This is a genomic window from Streptomyces sp. IBSBF 3136, assembly GCF_036815105.1.
GTDB lineage: Bacteria > Actinomycetota > Actinomycetes > Streptomycetales > Streptomycetaceae > Streptomyces.
Map to the genome: position 1 here is coordinate 1 of NZ_JAJSZC010000037.1, position 19,987 is coordinate 19,987.

At 76.2% G+C, this 19,987-nt stretch carries 1 protein-coding gene; it reads right to left on the reverse strand.

The features are described from left to right. Positions 1–5 precede the first annotated feature (5 nt). On the reverse strand, positions 6–19,976 hold the full coding sequence (locus tag V7E45_RS11035) for a non-ribosomal peptide synthase/polyketide synthase (protein WP_333773922.1): 19,971 nt from the start codon (positions 19,974–19,976) through the stop codon (positions 6–8). Positions 19,977–19,987: the final 11 nt, after the last annotated feature.

Sequence of the window (19,987 nt, forward strand, 5' to 3'; positions counted from 1 at the left end):
GGGTCTCACCGGCTGCCGCGGGCCTGGTGGGCGATGCGGCGCAGCGCCTCGGCGAAGTCGTCGGCGACGCGGCGCACGGTGTCCGTGGCGTGGAGGGCGGGCCGGTGGTGCCAGGTGAAGGAGAGCCGGCCGCCCTGGACCGCGCCGACGACCTCCAGCGGGTGGGAGCCGCTGTCGCGCGGGTCGTGGTGCCGGCCGAACGAGCCGTGTTCGGCGCGCACCAGGCCGTCGCCGGGGCTCTCGGGGCGGGCGTCCCACTGACCGAGGTAGTTGAAGACGACCTGGCCGTGCGCGGCCCGTCCGAGCCGCTCGCGCACCTCGGGCGGGCCGAAGGTGCGCAGGGCGCCGAAGCCCAGGCCGTTGCCGGGTACGGCGCGCAGTTGGCGGCGGACCGACTTCACCAGAGCCCGCCAGTCCCGGCCGGGGCCGAGATCGGCCGGGTCGGGCACGTGGAGGGCGACGGGGTGGACGGTGGTGAACCAGCCGACCGTGCGGGAGAGGTCCACCTCGTCGAGGATGTCCTCGCGGCCGTGTCCCTCGAGGTCCAGGCGGACCTCCTCACGGCCGGTCCAGCGGGCCAGGGCCAGGGCGAGGGCGGCGAGCAGTACGTCGTTGACGCGGGTGCGGTAGGCGGTCGGGGCGGCGCGCAGCAGTGCCTCGGTGTCCGGCTCGTCCAGCTCGACGGTGAGTGTCTCGACGAGGCCCGTTTCCGGTGTGTCCGGTGTCCGGGCGGGCAGCGGCTCGGTGTCGACGGCCCGTTCCCAGTACGGCAGTTCGTCGTCGAGGGAGCCGGCCGCGACGTGCGCGGCCAGGCCCCGGGCCCAATCGAGGAAGGAGGTGGTGCGCTCCCCCAGCGTGACGGGCTCGCCCCGGACGGCCTGCCGGTAGGCGGCCTCCAGGTCGTCGCGCAGGATGCGCCAGGACACGGCGTCGACCACCAGGTGGTGGGCGACCAGGAGGAGGAAGGCGGGCCGGCCCGCGTCCCCGGTGAACAGGGCCGCCCGCAGCAGGGGGCCGCGCCCCAGGTCGAAGCCGGTGTGCAGGTCGTCGGCGGCCTTCTCCATCGCCGCGTCGGCTTCGGCGGGGGTGAGGCCGCTCAGGGCGTGACGGGCCAGGAGCCGGTCGCGGTCGGTGTCGGACGGCGGGGGGTCGAACTGCTGCCAGCCGTTCTCGTCCTCGGTGAAGCGCATGCGCAGCGCGTCGTGGTGGTCGAGCAGGGCGTTGAGCGCTGTTTCCAGGGCGGTGGCGTCCGGGTCGATGCCCAGTTCCAGCAGCAGCGACTGGTTGAAGTGGTCGTGGCTGGCGCGGGGGCTGGTCAGGAACCACTCCTGGATGGGGGTGAGCGGCACGTCCCCGCTGACCGGTCCGGTTTCGGTGTGCCGGGGTGCGCCGCCGGCGACGGTGGCCAGTTCGGCGACGGTCTGGTGGGTGAACAGGTCGCGGGTGGCCAGGTGCAGTCCGTCGCGCCGCAGCCGGGAGACGACCTGCATGCTGAGGATGGAGTCGCCGCCGAGGTGGAAGAAGTTGTCGTGCGCGCCGACGTCCGCCACACCGAGCACGTCGGCCCAGATGCGGGCGATGCGGCGTTCGGTGTCGGTGCGTGGCGCGGTGCGCGGCCCGGCGGCGGTGTGCGTGGGGCCGGGTTCGGGCAGGGCGGCCCGGTCGGTCTTGCCGTTCGGGGTGAGCGGCAGGCGTTCCAGCGGCACGAACGCCGACGGGACCATGTGCGCGGGGAGCAGCCCGGCGAGGTGGTCGCGCAGCTCCGCCACCGGCAGTTCCTCGACGGTGTCCCCGGCGGGTACGACGTAGGCCACGAGCCGTCCGCCGGACCGGCCGTCCGGGTCGGATCCGCCGCCGCGCACGGTGACGACCGCGTCGCGCACCCCCGGGCTGCGGCGCAGCGCGCTCTCGATCTCGCCGGGCTCGATGCGGAAGCCGCGCAGTTTCACCTGGTCGTCGGCGCGTCCGGCGAAGCGCAGGTCGCCGGAGGAGTCCCAGCGGGCCAGGTCGCCGGTGCGGTACATCCGCTCCCCGGGCGCGCCGAACGGGTCGGCGACGAAGCGGGAGGCGGTCAGCCCGGGCCGGTTCAGGTAGCCGCGGGCCAGTCCGGGCCCGGCCACGTACAGCTCGCCGGTGACGCCGGGCGGGACGGGGCGCAGGGCGGCGTCGAGGACGTGGACGTGGGTGGCGCCGGCGGGGCGTCCGATCGGCGGGGCTCCCGTGCCCGGGGTGAGGGGGCCGGTCCAGGTGGCGACGACGGTGGCCTCGGTCGGGCCGTAGGAGTTGATCATGCGCCGGCCGGGTGCCCACCGTTCGACGAGGTGGGCCGGGCACGCCTCCGCGCCCACGATGAGGGTGCGCAGGTGCGGCAGGGCGTCGGCGGTCCCGGCGTCGACGGTCGCCAGGGCGGCGGGCGGGATCAGGGTGTGGCTGATGCGCCGCTCGGCGAGGACCTGGGCGAGCCGCTCGCCGACGAGGGGGCCCTCCTCTCCGGTGACGAGGGTGGCTCCGCCGAGCAGGGACACGCACAGCTCCAGCACGGAGGCGTCGAAGCTGGGCGAGGCGAACTGCAGGACCCGGTCGCCGGGCCGAGTGTCGTAGCGTTCGGCGGCGGCCGCGGCGAAGGCGGCCAGGCCGCTGTGGGTCACGGTCACGCCCTTGGGTGTGCCGGTGGAACCGGACGTGTAGATCACGTACGCCGGGTGGGCGGGCGTCAGCGGGGCCGTGCGGTCGGCGTCCGTGGGCGCGGTGTCCGGCCCGTCCGCGTCCCGTACGGCGGCGGGGTCGTCCAGCACGAGCCAGGCGTCCGCGTCGCGCAGCATGAACTCCCGTCGCTGCTCGGGGTAGTCGGGGTCGACCGGCAGGAAGGCGCCGCCGGCCTTGGCCACGGCGAGCTGGGCCACCACCGTCTCCGCGCCGCGGGGCAGCGCCAGTGCCACGATCCGCTCCGGACCCACGCGCCGGGCGATGAGCCGGTGCGCCAGCCGGTTGGCGGCGCGTTCGACCTGCGCGTACGTCAGCTCGCGGCCGTCGGCGTCGGCCAGGGCCACGGCGTCGGGGGTCCGGGCGGCCTGCCGTTCGAACAGCTCAGGCAGCGTCGCCGCGGGTATCGGGCGGGCGGTGCCGCGGCCCTGGTCGAGGACGGACTTGAGCGCTTCGTCGGTGGCGAGCGGCAGGGCGCCCACGGGCCGGTCGGGGTCGTCTGCGACGGCGGTCAGCAGGGTGCCGAGCTGGTCGGCCATGCGTTCGGCGGTGGCCGCGTCGAACAGGTCGGTGTTGTAGGTCAGCAGGCCGTGCAGCTCCCCGGCAGCGGTCTCGGCGAACTCGAGGGTGAGGTCGAACGCCGCATGTCGCAGGTCCGTGTCGACGTCGCCGACCTGGATGCCGGGCAGGTCGAGGTCGGCGGCCGGGGCGTTCTGCAGCACCACCATGACCTGGAACAGGGGGGTGCGGCTGGTGTCGCGGACGGGCTGCACCTCGTCCACCACGCGTTCGAACGGCGCCTCCTGGTGGGCGAAGGCGTCCCGTACGGTCCCACGCACGTCGGTGAGGAACTCGGGGAAAAGGCGGCCGGGTTCGACGTGGGAGCGCAGGACGAGGGTGTTGACGAAGAACCCGACGAGGGCTTGCGTCTCGGCGCGGTCGCGGCCGGAGGTGACCGTGCCGACCGTGATGTCCCGGCCGCCGGTCAGGCGGGCCAGGTAGCTCTGCGCGGCGGCGACGAGCGTGGTGAACAGGGTGGCCTGCCGGTCCCGTCCCACCTGGACCAGGCGGCGGGTGGTGGCGCGGGGCAGGGCGAGCCGCACGGTGGCGCCGCCGTGGGTGCGCACCGCCGGACGCGGCCGGTCGGTGGGCAGGTCCAGCGTCTCCAGGCCGGCCAGGTGCTCCTTCCAGTACGCGAGGTGCTCGTCCGTGGCGGTGCCGCGCTGCCAGTGGGCGTAGTCGGCGTAACTCACGGGCAGCGGCGGCAACGGCTCGGCTTCCGCGCCCAGTTCGGTCCGGTAGTAGTGCGCGAGATCGCCGGTGAGGACGCCGGTGGACCAGCCGTCGGTGACGATGTGGTGCAGGGTCAGCGTCAGGACGTGCTCCTCGTCCGAGAGCCTGATCAGCCCCGCGTGCAGCAGCGGGCCGCGCCGCAGGTCGAACGTGCGGGCGCGCTCGGCCTCCAGCAGCTCGCGCAGCCGGTCCGCGCGGCCGCTCTCCCCCGTCGCCGTCAGGTCGCGCAGCTCCAGCGGCACGTCCTGCGCCGGGTGGACGATCTGCACGCCGCGGCCGTCCACCGTGTCGAAGGTGGTGCGCAGTGCCTCGTGCCGCTCGGCCAGGGCGCGCAGGGCCGCGGTCAGGGCGGGCACGTCGAGCCGGCCGCGCAGGCGCAGGGCCAGCGCGGTGACGTACTCGCCGCTGCCGGGCGCGAACTCCTCCAGGAACCACAGGCGTTGCTGGGCGTGCGACATCGGTGCGGGCGTGTCGCGGGGGGCGGGGACGATCGCGGTGGGCACGGCGTCGCCGGACGGCTCCGCGGTGAGCAGCGCGGCGAGTGCGGCGGGGGTGGGGTGGGTGAACACCGCCCGCGGTGACACGTCGGCGCCGAACGCCTCGGACAGGCGGGCGGCCAGCCGGATGCTGAGGATGGAGTCGCCGCCGAGCTGGAAGAAGTCGTCCTCCACACCGGGCCGTCGGACGGCGAGGACCTCCGCGAAGACGTCGGCGGCACGCCGTTCGGCGTCGGTGCGCGGTGCGATCGCCTCGCGCTGCCGGTCGCCGCTCGCGGGCTCCGGGGCCGGGAGGGCGGCCCGGTCGACCTTGCCGTTGCCGCTGAGCGGCAGCGCCGGCAGGGCGACGAAGGCGGCGGGGACGAGGTAGTCGGGCAGCGAACGGACGGCGAACTCCCTTACGTCCGTGAGGTCTTCGGGACCGACCACGTAGGCGACCAGGCGCCGGCTGCCGGGCCGGTCCTCGCGGGCCACCACCGCGACGTCCGCCACGTCGGGGTGTGCCGCGAGGACGGCCTCCACCTCGCCGGGTTCGACGCGGAAACCGCGGATCTTCACCTGGTCGTCGGCGCGGCCCAGGAACTCGACCGTGCCGTCGAGCCGGCGGCGGACCAGGTCGCCGGTGCGGTACATGCGGGTGCCGGGCGGGCCTGCGGGGTCGGCGAGGAAGCGGGCGGCGGTGTCGCCGGGGCGGCCCAGGTAGCCGCGGGCCACGCCCTCGCCGGCGACGTACAGTTCGCCGGCGCAGCCCGGCGGCACGGACCGCAGCCGGCCGTCCAGGACGTGCACGCGCATGTCGTCGAGCGGGTGGCCGATGGGCACGGTGCCGGGGACGGCCGTGGCGTCGGTCAGTGCGAAGGACGTCGCGAACGTCGTCGTCTCGGTGGGGCCGTACCCGTCCACGACGGTCAGTCCGGGGCAGGCGGACAGCACGCGGCGCACGGCCGCGGCGGGCACCACGTCGCCGCCGGTCCACACCTGGCGCAGGCCGGCGAAGCAGTCCGGCGCGTCCTGCGCCAGCAGCCGGAAGAGGCCGGCGGTCAGCCACAGCGCGGTCAGGCCGCCGTCGCGGACCAGGTGCCGCAGCAGGGCCGCGTCCATGGGCCGGGGCGGTGCCACGACCACGCAGCCGCCGGTGAGCAGGGGCGCCCACACCTCGAAGGTGGCGGCGTCGAAGGCCACCGGGGAGTGCAGCGGCACCCGGGCGCACACCCCGCCGGCGAAGCGGCTGTCGGTGGCGAGGGCGGCCACGTCCCGGTGGCGTACCGCGACCGCCTTGGGCTCGCCGGTCGACCCGGAGGTGAACATCACGTACGCCAGCCGGTCGGCGTCCGCGGGTACGGGTGCGGGCGCGTCCGGCACGGGTGCGGCTGCGGCTGCGGCTGCGACGTCCGCGGCGGTCAGCTCGACCGTCGCGCCCGCCCGCCCGATCAGCGCGCGGCGCCGGTCCTCGGGGGCGCGGGCGTCCACCGGGACGTAGGCGCCGCCCGCCTTGAGGACGGCGAGCTGGGCGACGACGAGTTCGGCACCGCGGTCCATCAGCAGCGTCACCCGGTCCTCCACCCGCAGGCCGCCGGCGAGGAGCCGGGAGGCCACGGCGTCGGACCAGTCGTCGAGGCGGCGGTAGGTCAGCTCGGTGCCGCCGTCGCGCACGGCGGGCGCGTCGGGGGTGCGGCGGGCCTGTTCGGCGAACAGCTCGACGGGGCTGCGCGGCGCCGGCTGCCGGGCGGGAGTGTTCCACCGCCGGAGCAGGGCGCGGTCGTCCCCGGTCAGCAGCGCGAGGCCGGTCACCTGCGTGTCGGCCTCGATGCCGTCGGCGAGGGCGGTCAGGACGGTCGCGAGCCGGGCGGCGAGGCGTTCGGCGGTGTCCGCGTCGAACAGGCCGGCGTCGTAGGCGAGGTCGATGCCGAGCCGGTCGCCGAGGTGGGTGCGCAGGCACAGCGGGAAGGTCGGGGCGTCGTCGGCCCGCACCTCCTCGACGCGCACGCCCGTCCGGGCCGTGGCGGACTCGTCGACGGGGTAGTTCTCGAAGACCACCATGCTGTCGAACAGCGCCTCGCCCGCCGGGACCTCACTCAGCGCCTGGATGCGGGGCAGCGCGAGGAAGTCGAAGCGGCGGGCGTCGCTCTGCCGCTCCTGCACGTCCCGCAGCCAGGACACCACCGATCCGCCCGGGACGCGGATCCGGGTGGGCACGGTGTTGATGAACATGCCGATCATCGCCTCCACGCCCGGCAGTTCGGCCGGGCGGCCGGAGACGGTCGTGCCGAACACGACGTCGTCGCGTCCGCTGTGGCGGGCCAGCAGCAGCGCCCAGGCGCCCTCGATCACGGTGTTCACCGTCAGCCCGGCCCGTGCCGCCGTCTCCCGCAGCCGCGCCGAGACGCGCTCGTCCAGGTAGCGGCGCGCGGTGGCGGCGGCGCGGGCCCGGTGCGCCTCGGCCGGCGTGCGGTCGTACGGCAGCGGGGTGCGGGCCGGGAAGCCGGTGAGAGCGCCGGCCCAGTACGCCTCGGCCGCCTGCTCGTCCTGGTCGTGCAGCCAGCGCACGAAGTCGGAGAACGGGCGCCGGACCGGGACGGGGGCCTCGCCGCCGCCGGTGAGCGCGGCGTGGCTTTCGCACACCTCGGTGAGCAGCTGCCCGGTGCTCCAGCCGTCCAGGATCAGGTGGTGGGAGGACCACAGCAACAGGATCTCGTCGTCGGGCAGTGCGGCCAGGGTGATGCGGGTGAGGGGTGCGGTGGTGAGGTCCATGCCGGCCGTGCGGTCGGCGGTCAGCAGGTCCTCGGTCTCCTTCGCCCGCTGCTCGGGGGTCAGGTGCCGCCAGTCGAGGTGGGTGACGGGCAGCTCCACGCGGTGGTGGACGACCTGGACCGGGTGCGGCAGGCCCTGCCAGTGCACGCTGGTGCGCAGAGCCTCGGTGCGGTCGGCGACCTGCTGCCAGGCCGCGGCGAAGGCCCGCGGGTCGCTCACTCCGGACAGCCGGACGGCCGTCCGGTCGAAGTAGGCGCCGGCCGTGTCCACCAGGCCGTGGAAGAGCATGCCGGCCTGCAGGGGCGTCAGCGGCAGGACGTCCGCCACGTGCCGGCCGTCGCCGACGAGGCGGTCCAGCTCCCGCTGTCCGAGCCCGGCAAGGGGGTAGTCCGACGGGGTGCGGCCGCCCGCGTCCGGGCGGGCGCAGTGGGCCGCGATGTCGCGCAGCGCCGCGCACATCTCGTCGGCGAGGGCGCGGACGGTGGACTCGTCGTAGACGGCCGGCGGATAGGTCCAGCCGAGTTCGAGCCTGCCGTCCTGGACGACCCCGGTGAGGTCGAGCAGGTAGGGGCGCGGCGCGTCGGGGTCGGTGTCGGAGCCGGCCGGGGGCAGCGCGGCACGGTACAGACCGCCGCCGTCGCCGCCGGTGTCCCACTGGCCGTGGTAGTTGAAGCCGACCTGCGGTGCGGGGGCGCCGGCCGGCGGGCTGCCGGGCAGCAGGTGGCGCAGCGCGCCGTGGCTCAGGCCGTGCAGGGGCACCGCGCGCAGCTGCTCCTTCACCGAGCGCAGGGTGTCGTGCCAGCCGGCGTCGGGCGCGACCGTCAGCGCGAGGGGGTACTCGGCGGTGAACCAGCCGACCGTACGGGACAGGTCCAGGTCGTCGAAGAGGTCCTCGCGGCCGTGGCCCTCCACGCCGACCAGCACGGTCTCTCGGCCGCACCAGCGGGCCAGGGTGCGGCCGAGGGCGCTGAGCAGGACGTCGTTGACCTGGGTGCGGTAGACCTCCGGGACCCGGCGCAGCAGGGCGTCGGTCGTCTCCGGGTCCAGTTCCACGGTGACCGTGGCGGCGGTGCCGTGGGTGTTGGGCCCGGGTCGACCGGCGGGCAGGGCGGCGGGGGCCGCGGCGGTGCGCTCCCAGTGGGGGAGGTCGCCGTCCAGGGCGCCGGAACGGGTGTGCGCCTCCAGGCGGGCCGCCCAGTGCCCGTAGGCGGTGGTGGCCGGGGGCAGGTCGACGGGGTGTCCGTCCGACGCCTGGCGGTGGGCGGTCTCCAGGTCGGCCAGCAGGATCCGCCAGGAGACGCCGTCGACGACCAGGTGGTGCACGGTGAAGAGGAGTTGCGCGGGCAGGTCGGGGCCGCGGTCGAAGAGCAGGACGCGTGCCACCCGGCCCTCGTTCGGGTCGAGGCGGTCCCGGGCCGCGTCCGCCGCGCGCCGCACCTCGGCCTCCAGCGCGGCGCCGTCCAGGCCGGTCACGTCGTGGTGGGTGAGGATGCCGTCGGGTGCGTCCGGCAGGACGTCCTGGCGCCGGCCGTCGCCGGTCGGGCGGAAGCGGGTACGCAGGGCCGGATGGTGGCGGACGAGGGCGTCGACGGCCGTGCGGAGGGCGGACAGGTCGGTGCCGGGGGCGAGTTCGAGCCGCTGCGACATGGTGAAGCGCAGCGGGTCGCCGGGACGGCGGCCGTCGAGGTACCAGCGCTGGATGGGCGTGAGCGGTGCCTCGGCGGGCGGGGCCGTGTGCGCCTCGGCCGGGGCCGCCTCGGTGACGCGGAGGGCGAGTTCGGCCACGGTCTGGTGGCGGAAGACGTCCTTGGTGGTCAGCGCCAGTCCCGCCCGGCGGGCCCGGGAGACGATCTGGATGCTGAGGATGGAGTCGCCGCCGAGCGCGAAGAAGTTGTCCCGCGCGCCCACCCGGTCGAGCCGAAGGACGTCCGCCCAGATGGCGGCCAGCGTCTCCTCGGTGCCGGGGCGCGGTGCCACGTACGCCGTGGCGGGGTCCGGCTGGGCGGGCGGGGCGGGCAGGGCGCGCCGGTCCGTCTTGCCGGTGCTGGTGCGCGGGATCCGCGCCAGCGGGACGAACGCCGCCGGCACCATGTGGTCCGGCAGGGTGCGCCGCAGCGCGCCGCGCAGGGCGTCGGCGGCCGGGACGGCGCCCTGGGCGGGCACCACGTAGGCCACGAGCATGAGCCGGCCCGCGTGTTCGCGCGCCGTCACGACGGCCTCGGACACGTCCGGGTGGGCGAGCAGCGCGGCCTCGACCTCGCCGGGTTCGATGCGGAACCCGCGGATCTTGATCTGCTCGTCGGCCCGGCCCAGGAACTCCAGCAGCCCCCGCTCGTTCCAGCGGACGCGGTCACCGGTGCGGTACATCCTCCCTCCTTGCCCGCCATCGGGCAGGAGGGGCCCACCCGGCGCGCCGAACGGGTCGGCGAGGAAGCGGGAGGCGGTCAGGCCGGGGCGGCCCAGGTAGCCGCGGGCCACCTGGGCGCCGGCGAGGTACAGCTCGCCGGGCACGCCGGGCGGCACCGGGCGCAGGGCGCCGTCGAGGACGTAGGCGCGCAGGTTCCGGCCGGGGCGGCCGATGACCGGCCGGTCCGGGTGGTCGGCGCAGCGGCCGTAGGTGGCGTCGACGGTGCACTCGGTGGGCCCGTACATGTTGTACGCGGTGACGCCGAGGCCGGTGGCGGCGCACAGCTCCCGCCAGGTGCCGGGGCCGGTCGCCTCGCCGCCGACCAGCAGGACGCGCGGGTGGTGGCGGCCGGGGGCGAGGAGCCCGGCGGCGGTGAGTTCGCGCAGGAAGGACGGGGTGACGTTCACCAGATCCAGGCGGCGTTCGGCGACCTGGGCGCAGAACGCGTCGGGGTCCAGGCGCACGTCCTCGTCGATGAGATGGACCTCCTGCCCGAGGGCGAGGAGCAGCGGTCCCTCCCAGGAGGTGTCGAAGGAGAACGACGCGCTCAGCGCGGCGCGCAGCCGGCGCCCGTCGGCGGTGTGCGGGGCGACGAGTCCTTCGCGGTGGTCGTGGCAGAGGTTGACCAGGTGGCGGTGTTCGACGACGACGCCCTTGGGGCGGCCGGTGGAGCCGGAGGTGTAGACGATGTACGCGGCGTGGTCCGGGCGCAGCGGGGCCGGGCGGTCGCGGTCGGTCGGGTCGTGGGCGGGCAGCCGCTCCCACGGCGTGTCGCGCAGTGCCTCGGCGGTCAGCACGGTGTGCGGGGCCGCGTCGGCGAGGAGGTGGGCGGCACGCTCCTCGGGCAGGCCGGGATCGAGACAGAGCAGGGTGCCGCCCGCCTTGGCGACGGCGAGCACCGCCACCATCAGGTCGGAGGTGCGCGGCAGCCGTACGGCGACCACCCGCTCGGGGGCGACACCCTGGGCGAGGAGATGGTGGGCGAGCCGGTTGGCGCGCTCGTTGAGGACGGCGAAGTCGAGCGTGGCGTCCCGTGCCACCAGGGCGGTGGCGTACGGCGTGCGGGCGGCCTGCGCCTCGAAGAGGGCGGGGAAGGTGGTCTCCGGCACGGCGAGGCGCGGGCCCTGCCAGTCGCGGAGGACCTGGTGCCGCTCGGCCGTGGTCATCAGCTCCAGCGCCCGTACGTCCCGGTCGGGGTGCTGGGCCGCCGCCTGGAGCAGCAGCCGCAGGCGGTCGGCCAGGCGGCGGACGGTGCTCTCGTCGAACAGGCCGGTGTCGTACTCCAGGTGGCCGGTGACGCCGCCGTCTCCTTCCACGAAGTCGAAGGCGAGGTCGAAGGTGGCGTTCCGGACCGGTGGCAGGACCGGCTCGACCTCGAGGCCGGGGAGGGCGGGCGTCTCGGCGCCCAGGTTGTGCAGGGCGACCATGACCTGGAACAGGGGGGTGCGGCTGGTGTCCCGCTCGGGCTGGAGGGCGTCCACCAGCCGTTCGAAGGGCACGTCCTGGTGGGCGAACGCGTCCAGGACGGTGCCGCGCACCTGCGCCAGCAGCGCGCGGAACGTGCTGCCGGGGCGCACCCGGTTGCGCAGCACCAGGGTGTTCACGAACATGCCGACCACGTCGTGCAGTTCGGGGCGTTCACGGCCGGCGGTGACGGTGCCGACGGCGAAGTCGTCCTGGTCGGCCCAGCGGGACAGCAGGGCCGTGCAGGCGGTCAGCAGCGTCATGTACAGGGTGGCGTCGGACGCCCTGCCCAACTCGCGCAGCCGATGGGTCAGTTCGGCGGGCAGGGTGAAGGTCACCAGGGCGCCGTCCCGGGTCCGTACGGCGGGACGCGGCCGGTCGGTCGGCGGCTCCAGCGGGGGCACTCCGTCCAGCCGCTCGCGCCAGTGCGCGAGTTGTCGCTCGACGCGGTCGGCGCGGGCGCGCTGCCAGGTGGCGTGGTCGGCGTACCGGACGGGCAGGTCCGGCAGTTCGGGGCGGCGGCCCTCGTGCGCCGCGGTGTACAGCTCGCCCAGGTCCCGGCCGAGCACGCCGAGCGACCAGCCGTCGGTGGCGATGTGGTGGACGGCGAGGACGAGGGCGTGCTCGCCGGCGGCCAGGCGGGCCAGCCGGGCGCGCAGCAGCGGCCCGGCCGCCAGGTCGAAGGGGGTGGCGGCCTCGCGCTCCAGCAGCGCGTCCAGCGCCGCCCGCGCGTCCGGGGCCGTGGTGAGGTCGTCCACGGGCAGGTCGACCCGGTGCGGCGGGTTGACCACCTGCCGTGCCTGTCCGTCCTGTTCGGTGAACGTGGTGCGCAGCGCCTCGTGCCGGGCGACGAGGCCGTCCAGCGCGGTGCGCAGGGCGTTCCGGTCGAGCGGTCCGCGCAGGAGGAGCACGGACAGCGTCGTGTACTCGGTGCTGCCGGGCTCGAACCGGTCGAGGAACCACAGGCGTTGCTGGGCGTACGACAGCGGGGCCGGGGTCTGCGGGGCGGTCGCCGGTATCGCGTCGGTCTCCGCGGCGGAGGCCGTGTCGCCGACCGGTTCGCCGAGCGCGGCGGCCAGGGCGGCGACGGTGGGGCGGGTGAACAGCAGCCTCGGGGAGACGCCGGGGCCGAACGCGGCGCGCAGGCGGGCGGTGACGCGGACGGCGAGGATGGAGTCGCCGCCGAGCGCGAAGAAGTCGTCGCCGGCGTGGACCTCGGCCACTCCCAGGACGTCCGACCAGGCGGCGGCGACCAGCCGTTCGGCGGGCGTGCGCGGCGGGGTCCGGTCGGTGCCGGCGGCGTAGCCGTCCGGTCCCGGTGCGGGCAGCGCGCGCCGGTCGAGCTTGCCGTTGACCGTGAGCGGCAGCGCGTCCATCGGGACGTAGGCGGCGGGGACCATGTGGGCGGGCAGCAGGCGCTCCGCGTGGGCGCGCAGTTCGGCCGCCGCGGGGGCCGGGCCGCCGCTGCCGACGACGTGCGCCACGAGCCGGCGGGTGCCGGAGGCGTCCTCGAACACCCCGACCGCGGCGTCGGCGACGCCGGGGTGGGTGTGCAGGGCGGCCTCGATCTCGCCGGGTTCGATGCGGTAGCCGCGGATCTTGACCTGGGCGTCGGCGCGGCCCAGGTACTCCAGGGTGCCGTCGACCCGCCACCTCGCCCGGTCGCCCGTGCGGTACATGCGGCTGCCGGGCCGGCCGAAGGGGTCGGCGAGGAAGCGGGTGGCGGTGAGACCGGGGCGGCCCAGGTAGCCGCGGGCCAGCCCCTCCCCCGCCACGTACAGTTCGCCGGTCGCGCCGGGCGGCACGGGCGCCAGGTCCGCGTCGAGCACGTGCACCCGCAGGTCCGGGATGGCCGTGCCGATGGGGCTGGCGGGGCCGTCGGCGGCGGTGGCGGGGTCGAGCGGGGCGTACGTGACGTGCACCGTGGTCTCGGTGATGCCGTACATGTTGACCAGCCGCGGGGCGGCGGCCGGGTGGCGCGTCCACCAGTCGGTGAGCCGTCCGGTGTCCAGGGCCTCGCCGCCGAACACCACCGTGCGCAGCGCGAGGCGGGCGCCGGTGTCCGGGTGGTCGGCGTCCGCGCGGATCAGCGGGTAGAACGCGGACGGCGTCTGGTTGAGGACGGTGACCCGCTCGTCCGCGAGCAGGCGCAGGAAGTCCTCCGGGGAGCGGGCCGTCTCGTCGGGTACGACCACGAGCCGGCCGCCGTGCAGCAGCGGTCCCCACAGTTCCCACACGGAGAAGTCGAACGCGTAGGAGTGGAACATCGTCCACACGTCGTCCGGGCCGAAGGCGAACCAGTGGCCGGTGCGGGTGAACAGCCGGACCACGTTGGCGTGCGGGATCACCACACCCTTGGGGCGGCCGGTCGAACCGGAGGTGTAGATGGCGTAGGCGGGGCTCTCCGGCAGCGGGCGCCGGGCCGGGGCGGGGCCGGTGGCCGGGCGGTGGGCGAGGTCGGCCTCGGTGTCCGGGTCGTCGAGGAGGAGGGCGGGCACACCGGTGCCGTCGGTCCGGGCGGCGGTTGCGGTCGTGGTCACCAGTGCCACCGGGGCGGCGTCGGCGAGGAGGTGGCCGATGCGTTCGGCGGGTGAGGCCGGGTCGATCGGCAGGTAGGCCGCGCCGGTCTTCAGGACGGCGAGGATCGCGACGACCTGGTCGCCGGAGCGGGGCAGGGCGAGGGCGACGAACCGCTCGGGTGCGGCGCCGAGTTCGGCGAGCCGGTGGGCGAGCCGGCCGGCGCGGGCGTCGAGCGTGGCGTAGTCCAGGTGCTCGCCGTCGCAGGTGACGGCTACGGCGGCGGGCGTGCGGGCGGCCTGCTCCTCAAACAGGTCCACCAGGGTCCGGTCGGGGCGGCCGTGTTCGGTGCCGTTCCAGTCGGTGAGCATCCGCCGACGTTCCCCGGCCGTCGTCCAGGCCAGGGCGCGCAGCGGCCGGTCGGGGCCGTCGGCGAGCTCCGTGAGCAGCAGGCACAGCCGGTCGGCGAGGGAGCGGACGGTCGCCGCGTCGAACAGGGCGGGATCGTAGGCGAGGTCGAAGCCGAGGCGTTCGCCGTGGTAGGCGCGCAGCACGAGGGGGTAGTTGGTGGCGTCGCGGGAGGTCACCTCGGCCAGGCGCACCCCGGAGCCGGCGGTGCGGGCCTCGTCGAAGGGGTAGTTCTCGAAGGCGACCATGCTGTGGAACAGCGGGCTGCCGGAGGGCACCTCGCTGAGCTGGGTCAGCTCGGCCAGCGACACGGCGGCGAACCGCCTCGACTCGGCCTGGGCGTCCTGCAGTTCCCGCAGCCAGGCGCGGGCCGTGCGTCCGGCGTCGACGCGTACCCGGGTGGGCACGGTGTTGATGAACATGCCCACCATCGACTCGACGCCGGGCAGGTCGTCGGGCCGGCCGGAGACGGTGGTGCCGAACACCACGTCGTCCTCGGCGCCGTAGCGGGCGAGCAGCAGCGCCCAGGCGCCCTGCACGACCGTGTTGAGGGTGAGTCCGGCCTCGCGTGCGGTGCGCGCCAGCCGGGCCGACGTCGCGTCGTCCAGGCCGGCCGTGTGCATGTCGGCGGAGCGGGCCAGGTGGGCGTCGCGCAGGGGGCGGTCGGTGGGCAGCGGGGTGGGGGTGGTGAAGCCGGCGAGGACGCCCTGCCAGTGCGCGCGAGCGGCGGCGGGGTCCTGCTCGGCGAGCCAGCGCACGTAGTCGCCGAAGGGGCGCCGTACCGGCGGCCGGGACTCGACGCCGGCGGTGAGCGCCGCGTACTCCTCGCACACCTCGGTGAGCACCTGGGCGAGGCTCCAGCCGTCCAGGATCAGGTGGTGGGAGGTCCACAGCAGGTGCAGTCCCGCCTCGGGCAGCCGGACCAGGGTGAGCCGCATCAGCGGTGCGGCGGCGAGGTCGATGCCGCGGGCCAGGTCGTCCGCCCGCAGCCCGGCCAGGCGCTCGGCCCGCTCCGGCTCGTCCAGGTCCCGCCAGTCGAGGTGGGTGACCGGCACCCGTACGTCCCGGCGCACGACCTGGAGGGGCAGGGGTACGTCCTCCCAGACCACGCAGGTGCGCAGGGCGGGCGTGCGCTCGGTGACGCGCTGCCAGGCCGCGGCGAAGGCGTGCGGGTCGGCGACGCCGTCCAGCAGGAGCGCCGCCTGGTCGACGTAGACGTCGTCGTCGCCGCCGACCAGCCGGTGGAAGAGCATGCCCTCCTGGAGCGGGGTCAGCGGCAGAATGTCCTCCACGTCCCGTCCGTCGCCGGCCAGCCGGTCCAGGCGGTCCTGGTCGAGGCGGGCCAGCGGGAAGTCGGACGGGGTGCGGCCGCCCGCGCCTGGGCGGGCGCAGTGCTCGGCGATCGCGGCGAGCGCGCCGGTCATGCCGTCGGCCAGGGCGCGGACGGTGTCCTCGTCGTGCACCTGGTCGCTGTAGTGCCAGGTGATCTCCAGTTCGCCGCCGGCGACCACGGCGGAGACGTCCAGCAGGTGGTCCAGCGGTTCGCCGGCGGCGATGTCACGGCCGGGCACCTCGCCCGCCGGGGTGAAGTCCCGCCCGGCGCCGGCCTCCCACTGGCCGTGGTAGTTGAAGCAGACCTGCGGCAGCGGGAGGTCCCTCAGGGCGCGGGCGGCCGGGTCGGGCGAGCCGAGGCGGGCCAGGGCCTCGTAGCCGAGGCCGTGCCGGGGCACGGCCCGCAGCCGCTCCTTCACCGTCTTCAGGGTGGCGCCCCAGTCGGGCGCGCCGGACGGTCCCGCGGGCGTGAGGGTGACGGGGTACTGGGTGGTGAACCAGCCCACCGTGCGGGACAGGTCGAGCGTGTCGTCCTCGCGGCCGTGCCCCTCCAGGGCGACGGTCACCCGCTCGGTGCCGGTCCAGTCGGCGAGGACCCGGCTCAGCGCGCTGAGCAGCACGTCGTTGACCTGGGTGCGGTAGACCGCGGGCACCTGGCGCAGCAGGGCGCCGGTGGTGGCGCGGTCCACGCGGGTGCGCAGGGTGCGCACCGAGCCGGCGAGCGGGGTGCCGGGACGGTCGACGGGCAGCGGGGTGCGGACCTCGGCGGCCTCGGCCGTCCAGTGCGCCAGGTCGGCGTCGAGGTCGCCGGCGCGCACCCGGCGGGACAGGTGCGCGGCCCAGTCGGCGAACGGCGTGGCGACGGGGTCCGGTTCGACCGGGTCGCCCTCGGCCGCCTGCCGGTAGGCCTGGGCGAGGTCGGCGAGGAGGATGCGCCAGGAGACGCTGTCCACCGCCAGGTGGTGGGCGGTGAGGAACAGCTGGGGGCGCTCGCCGGGGCAGGTCAGCAGGGCCGCGCGCAGCAGGGCGCCGGTCTGCGGGTCCAGGGCGGCGCGGGCCGTCTGCGCGGCCTCCTCGCGGGCGGCCGCCGGGTCGGCGGCGCGGGCCAGGTCGTGCCGGGTGAGCAGGCCGGTGCCCGGGCCCTCGCCGGGGTGCTGGCGCCAGGTGTCCCCCGTGCGCGCGAAGCGGGTGCGCAGCGCCGGGTGGTGGGCGGTCAGTGCCTCAAGGGCGCGCTCCAGGGCCCGTTCGTCCAGGTCGTGCGGCAGGTCCAGCAGCATCGACATGGTGAAGTGGCGCAGCGGGCCGTGCGCGGCGAAGAACCACTCCTGGACGGGGGTGAGCGGCGCCGGGCCCTCCTCGCGCGGGCGCCGGGGCGCGGGCACGGCGGCGGTGCGCGCCGACGCGGCGGCGGCGAGGTCGGCGACGGTCTGGTGGCGGAAGACGTCCCGCGAGGTCAGGTGCAGGCCCGCCGCGCGGGCGCGGGAGACGGCCTGGATGCTGAGGATGGAGTCGCCGCCCAGCTCGAAGAAGTTGTCCGTGACGCCGACCCGGCGCGCGCCCAGCACCTCCGCCCAGATGCGGGCGAGGGTCTCCTCCTCGGGGGTGCGCGGGGCGACGAACTCCCGCTCGCGCTCGCCGCCGTCGAGGTCGGGCGCGGGCAGGGCCCGCCGGTCGACCTTGCCGCTGACGGTCGTCGGCAGGGCGTCGAGGACGGTGAAGGAGGACGGCACCATGTGGTCGGGCAGCACGAGCCGGCAGGCCGCCCGCAGCTCGCCCGGGGCGAGCCGCGTGTCCCGCTCCGCGGGGACGAGGTAGGCGGCCAGCCGGGTGTGGCCGTGCGGGTCGGCGACGGCGACGACCGCGGCGGCCGCCACGCCGGGCAGGTCCGTCAGGGCCGCCTCCACCTCGCCGGGCTCGATGCGGTGGCCGCGCACCTTGACCTGGTCGTCGGCTCGTCCCAGGTAGTCCAGGCGGCCGTCACCGGTCCAGCGGGCCAGGTCGCCGGTGCGGTACATGCGGGCGCCGGGCGGGCCGAACGGGTCGGGCAGGAAGCGTGCGGCGGTGAGCCCCGGCCGGCCCGCGTAGCCGCGGGCCAGCTGTACGCCGGCCAGGTACAGCTCGCCGCCCACGCCGGGCGGTACGGGCCGCAGCCGGTCGTCGAGGACGTAGGCGCGCACGTTGCCGAGCGGGCGGCCCACGGTCGGGCGGCCGTCGCCCTCGATGCGGCAGGCCAGCGCGTCGACCGTGCACTCGGTGGGCCCGTAGAAGTTGTACGCGGCCACGTCCGGCCGCCCGGCCAGCTCCCGCCACAGGCCGGGGCCGACGGCCTCGCCGCCGAGCATCAGCACCCGGGGGTGGTGGCGGGGGTCGGTGAGCAGCCCGGCGGGCAGGAGCTGGCGCAGGTAGGTGGGGGTCAGGTCGAGGAAGTCGATGCGGTGCTCGACGACGTACTCGACCAGCGCGGCGGCGTCCAGCCGGGTCGTCTCGTCGACCAGGTGCAGCGGGTGGCCGTCGGCCATCAGCAGCACGCCCTCCAGCGAGGTGTCGAAGGAGAACGACGCGGTGAGGGCCACCCGCAGCGGCCCGCCGCCCGCCTCGGCGACGAAGCCCTCGCGGTGGCTCACCAGGAGGTTCGCCAGGGACCGGTGGGCCACGGCCACGCCCTTGGGGCGGCCGGTGGAGCCGGAGGTGTAGATGACGTAGGCGGTGGTGCCGGGATCCGGCGGGGCGAGGCGGCCGGACGGCGTCTCGGCGGCGGTGTCGGGCACTTCCCGCAGCGCGGCCTCGTCCAGGACGAGCGCCGGCCGCGCGTCGTCCAGGAGGAACCGCACCCGGTCCTCGGGCAGCGCGGGGTCCAGCGGCAGATAGCCGGCGCCCGACTTCCAGACGGCGAGGATCGCCACGATCATGTCGGCGGTGCGCGGCAGGCGGAGGGCGACCAGTCCCTCGGGGCCCGCGCCGCGCGCCGCGAGGTGGCGGGCCAGGCGCTCGGCCCGCGCGTCGAGTGCCGCGTAGTCCAGGGTCGCGTCCCCGGCGACCAGGGCGGTGGCGTGCGGGGTGCGGGCGGCCTGCCGCGCGAACAGCTCGGGCAGGGTCTCCTCGGGTACGGGCCGCGCGGTCGCGTTCCAGTCCCGCGTCACCTGCCGCGTCTGCCGGGGCGAGAGCAGGGGCAGGGCGCCGAGCGGCCGGTCGGGTTCGGCGGCGGCGCAGTCCAGCGTGCGCAGCAGCTGGTCGGCCATGCGCTCGGCGGTGGCCGCGTCGAACAGGTCGGTGCGGTACTCCAGCAGGCCGGTCAGCCCGTCCCCGTCCGGGACGAACTCCACGCTCAGGTCGAAGGTGGCGGCCCGCCGGGGCACGGCGACCGGCGCGGTGGCCAGGCCGTGCGGGTCGGGTGCGGCGGGCGGCGCGGGGTGCAGCAGGACCATCACGTCGAACAGGGGGTTGCGGCCCGGCTCCCGGGTCGCGCCGACCGCCTCCACCAGGCGCTCGAACGGCGTGTCGCCGTGCGCGAAGGCGTCGTTGACGGTGTCGGCGGCGGCGGTGAGCAGTTCGCGGAAGGAACAGCCGCTCTCCACGCGGGTGCGCAGCGCGACGGTGTTGACGAAGAAGCCGACGGCCTGTTCCAGGTCGGTGCGGCCGCGGCCGGGGGTCAGCGAGCCGACGGTGATGTCGTCCTGCCCGGACCAGCGGGCGAGCAGGGCCTGGCAGGCGGCGACCAGGGCGGTGAACAGCGTGGTGTGCTGCCCGGCCGCGAGCTGCCCGAGCCGGGCCGTGGTGGCCGCGGGGACGGTGAAGGTGTGCACCGCGCCCGCGCCGGACTCCTCCCCGCCGCGCGGCCGGTCCAGCGGCAGTTCGGGCGCCACCGCCCCCGACAACCGCTCCTTCCAGTGGGCCAGTTCGCGCTCCAGCCGGGCTCCGGACAGTTGCCCGCGCTGCCAGACGGCGAAGTCCGGGTACTGCGTGGCCACCGGCTCCAGCGCGGGACGGGCGCCCCGGGCGAGCGCGTCGTAGGCGGCGCACAGCTCCTGCAGCAGCACGCCCATCGACCAGCCGTCGGTGACGATGTGATGGGCCGTCAGCAGCAGGACGTGCGCGTCGGGCGCCTCCCGCAGCAGCAGGGCGCGCAGCAGCGGCCCGGTCCGCAGGTCGAAGGGGCGCTCGTACTCGTCCAGGAGTGCGGCGTCCAGGTCCGCGGGCCGCTCAGCGGGAGCCGTCAGGTCCCGCACGGGCAGCGGGACCGGCCCGGCGGGGTGCACGGTCTGCACGGGTCTGCCGTCGCTCTCCTGGAACGTGGTGCGCAGCGCCTCGTGCCGTGCGACCACGTGCTCCAGCGCGCCGGACAGGGCGGCGCGGTCGAGGGGCCCGGTGAGACGCAGCGCGACGGCGCTGTTGTAGCGGGCGTCGCCGGGGCGCAGCCGGTCGAGGAACCACAGGCGCTGCTGGGCGAACGACAGCGGCAGCGGCCGGCTGCGGTCGGCCCGCGGGACGGCCTGCCGGGTGGCGGCGCCCGGGGTGCCGGCGGCCCGTCCGGCGAGCCGGCGGCGGAGTACTTCCTGGAGGTCCTGGGGCAGTGCCTCGGCGCGGTCTCGCTTCGAAGACGTCATGGTCGTCCGGT

What these genes read in the sequence shown, in the direction of transcription:
- V7E45_RS11035 (WP_333773922.1), bottom strand. Translation starts at nt 19,976, where the DNA reads ATGACGTCTTCGAAGCGAGACCGCGCCGAGGCACTGCCCCAGGACCTC.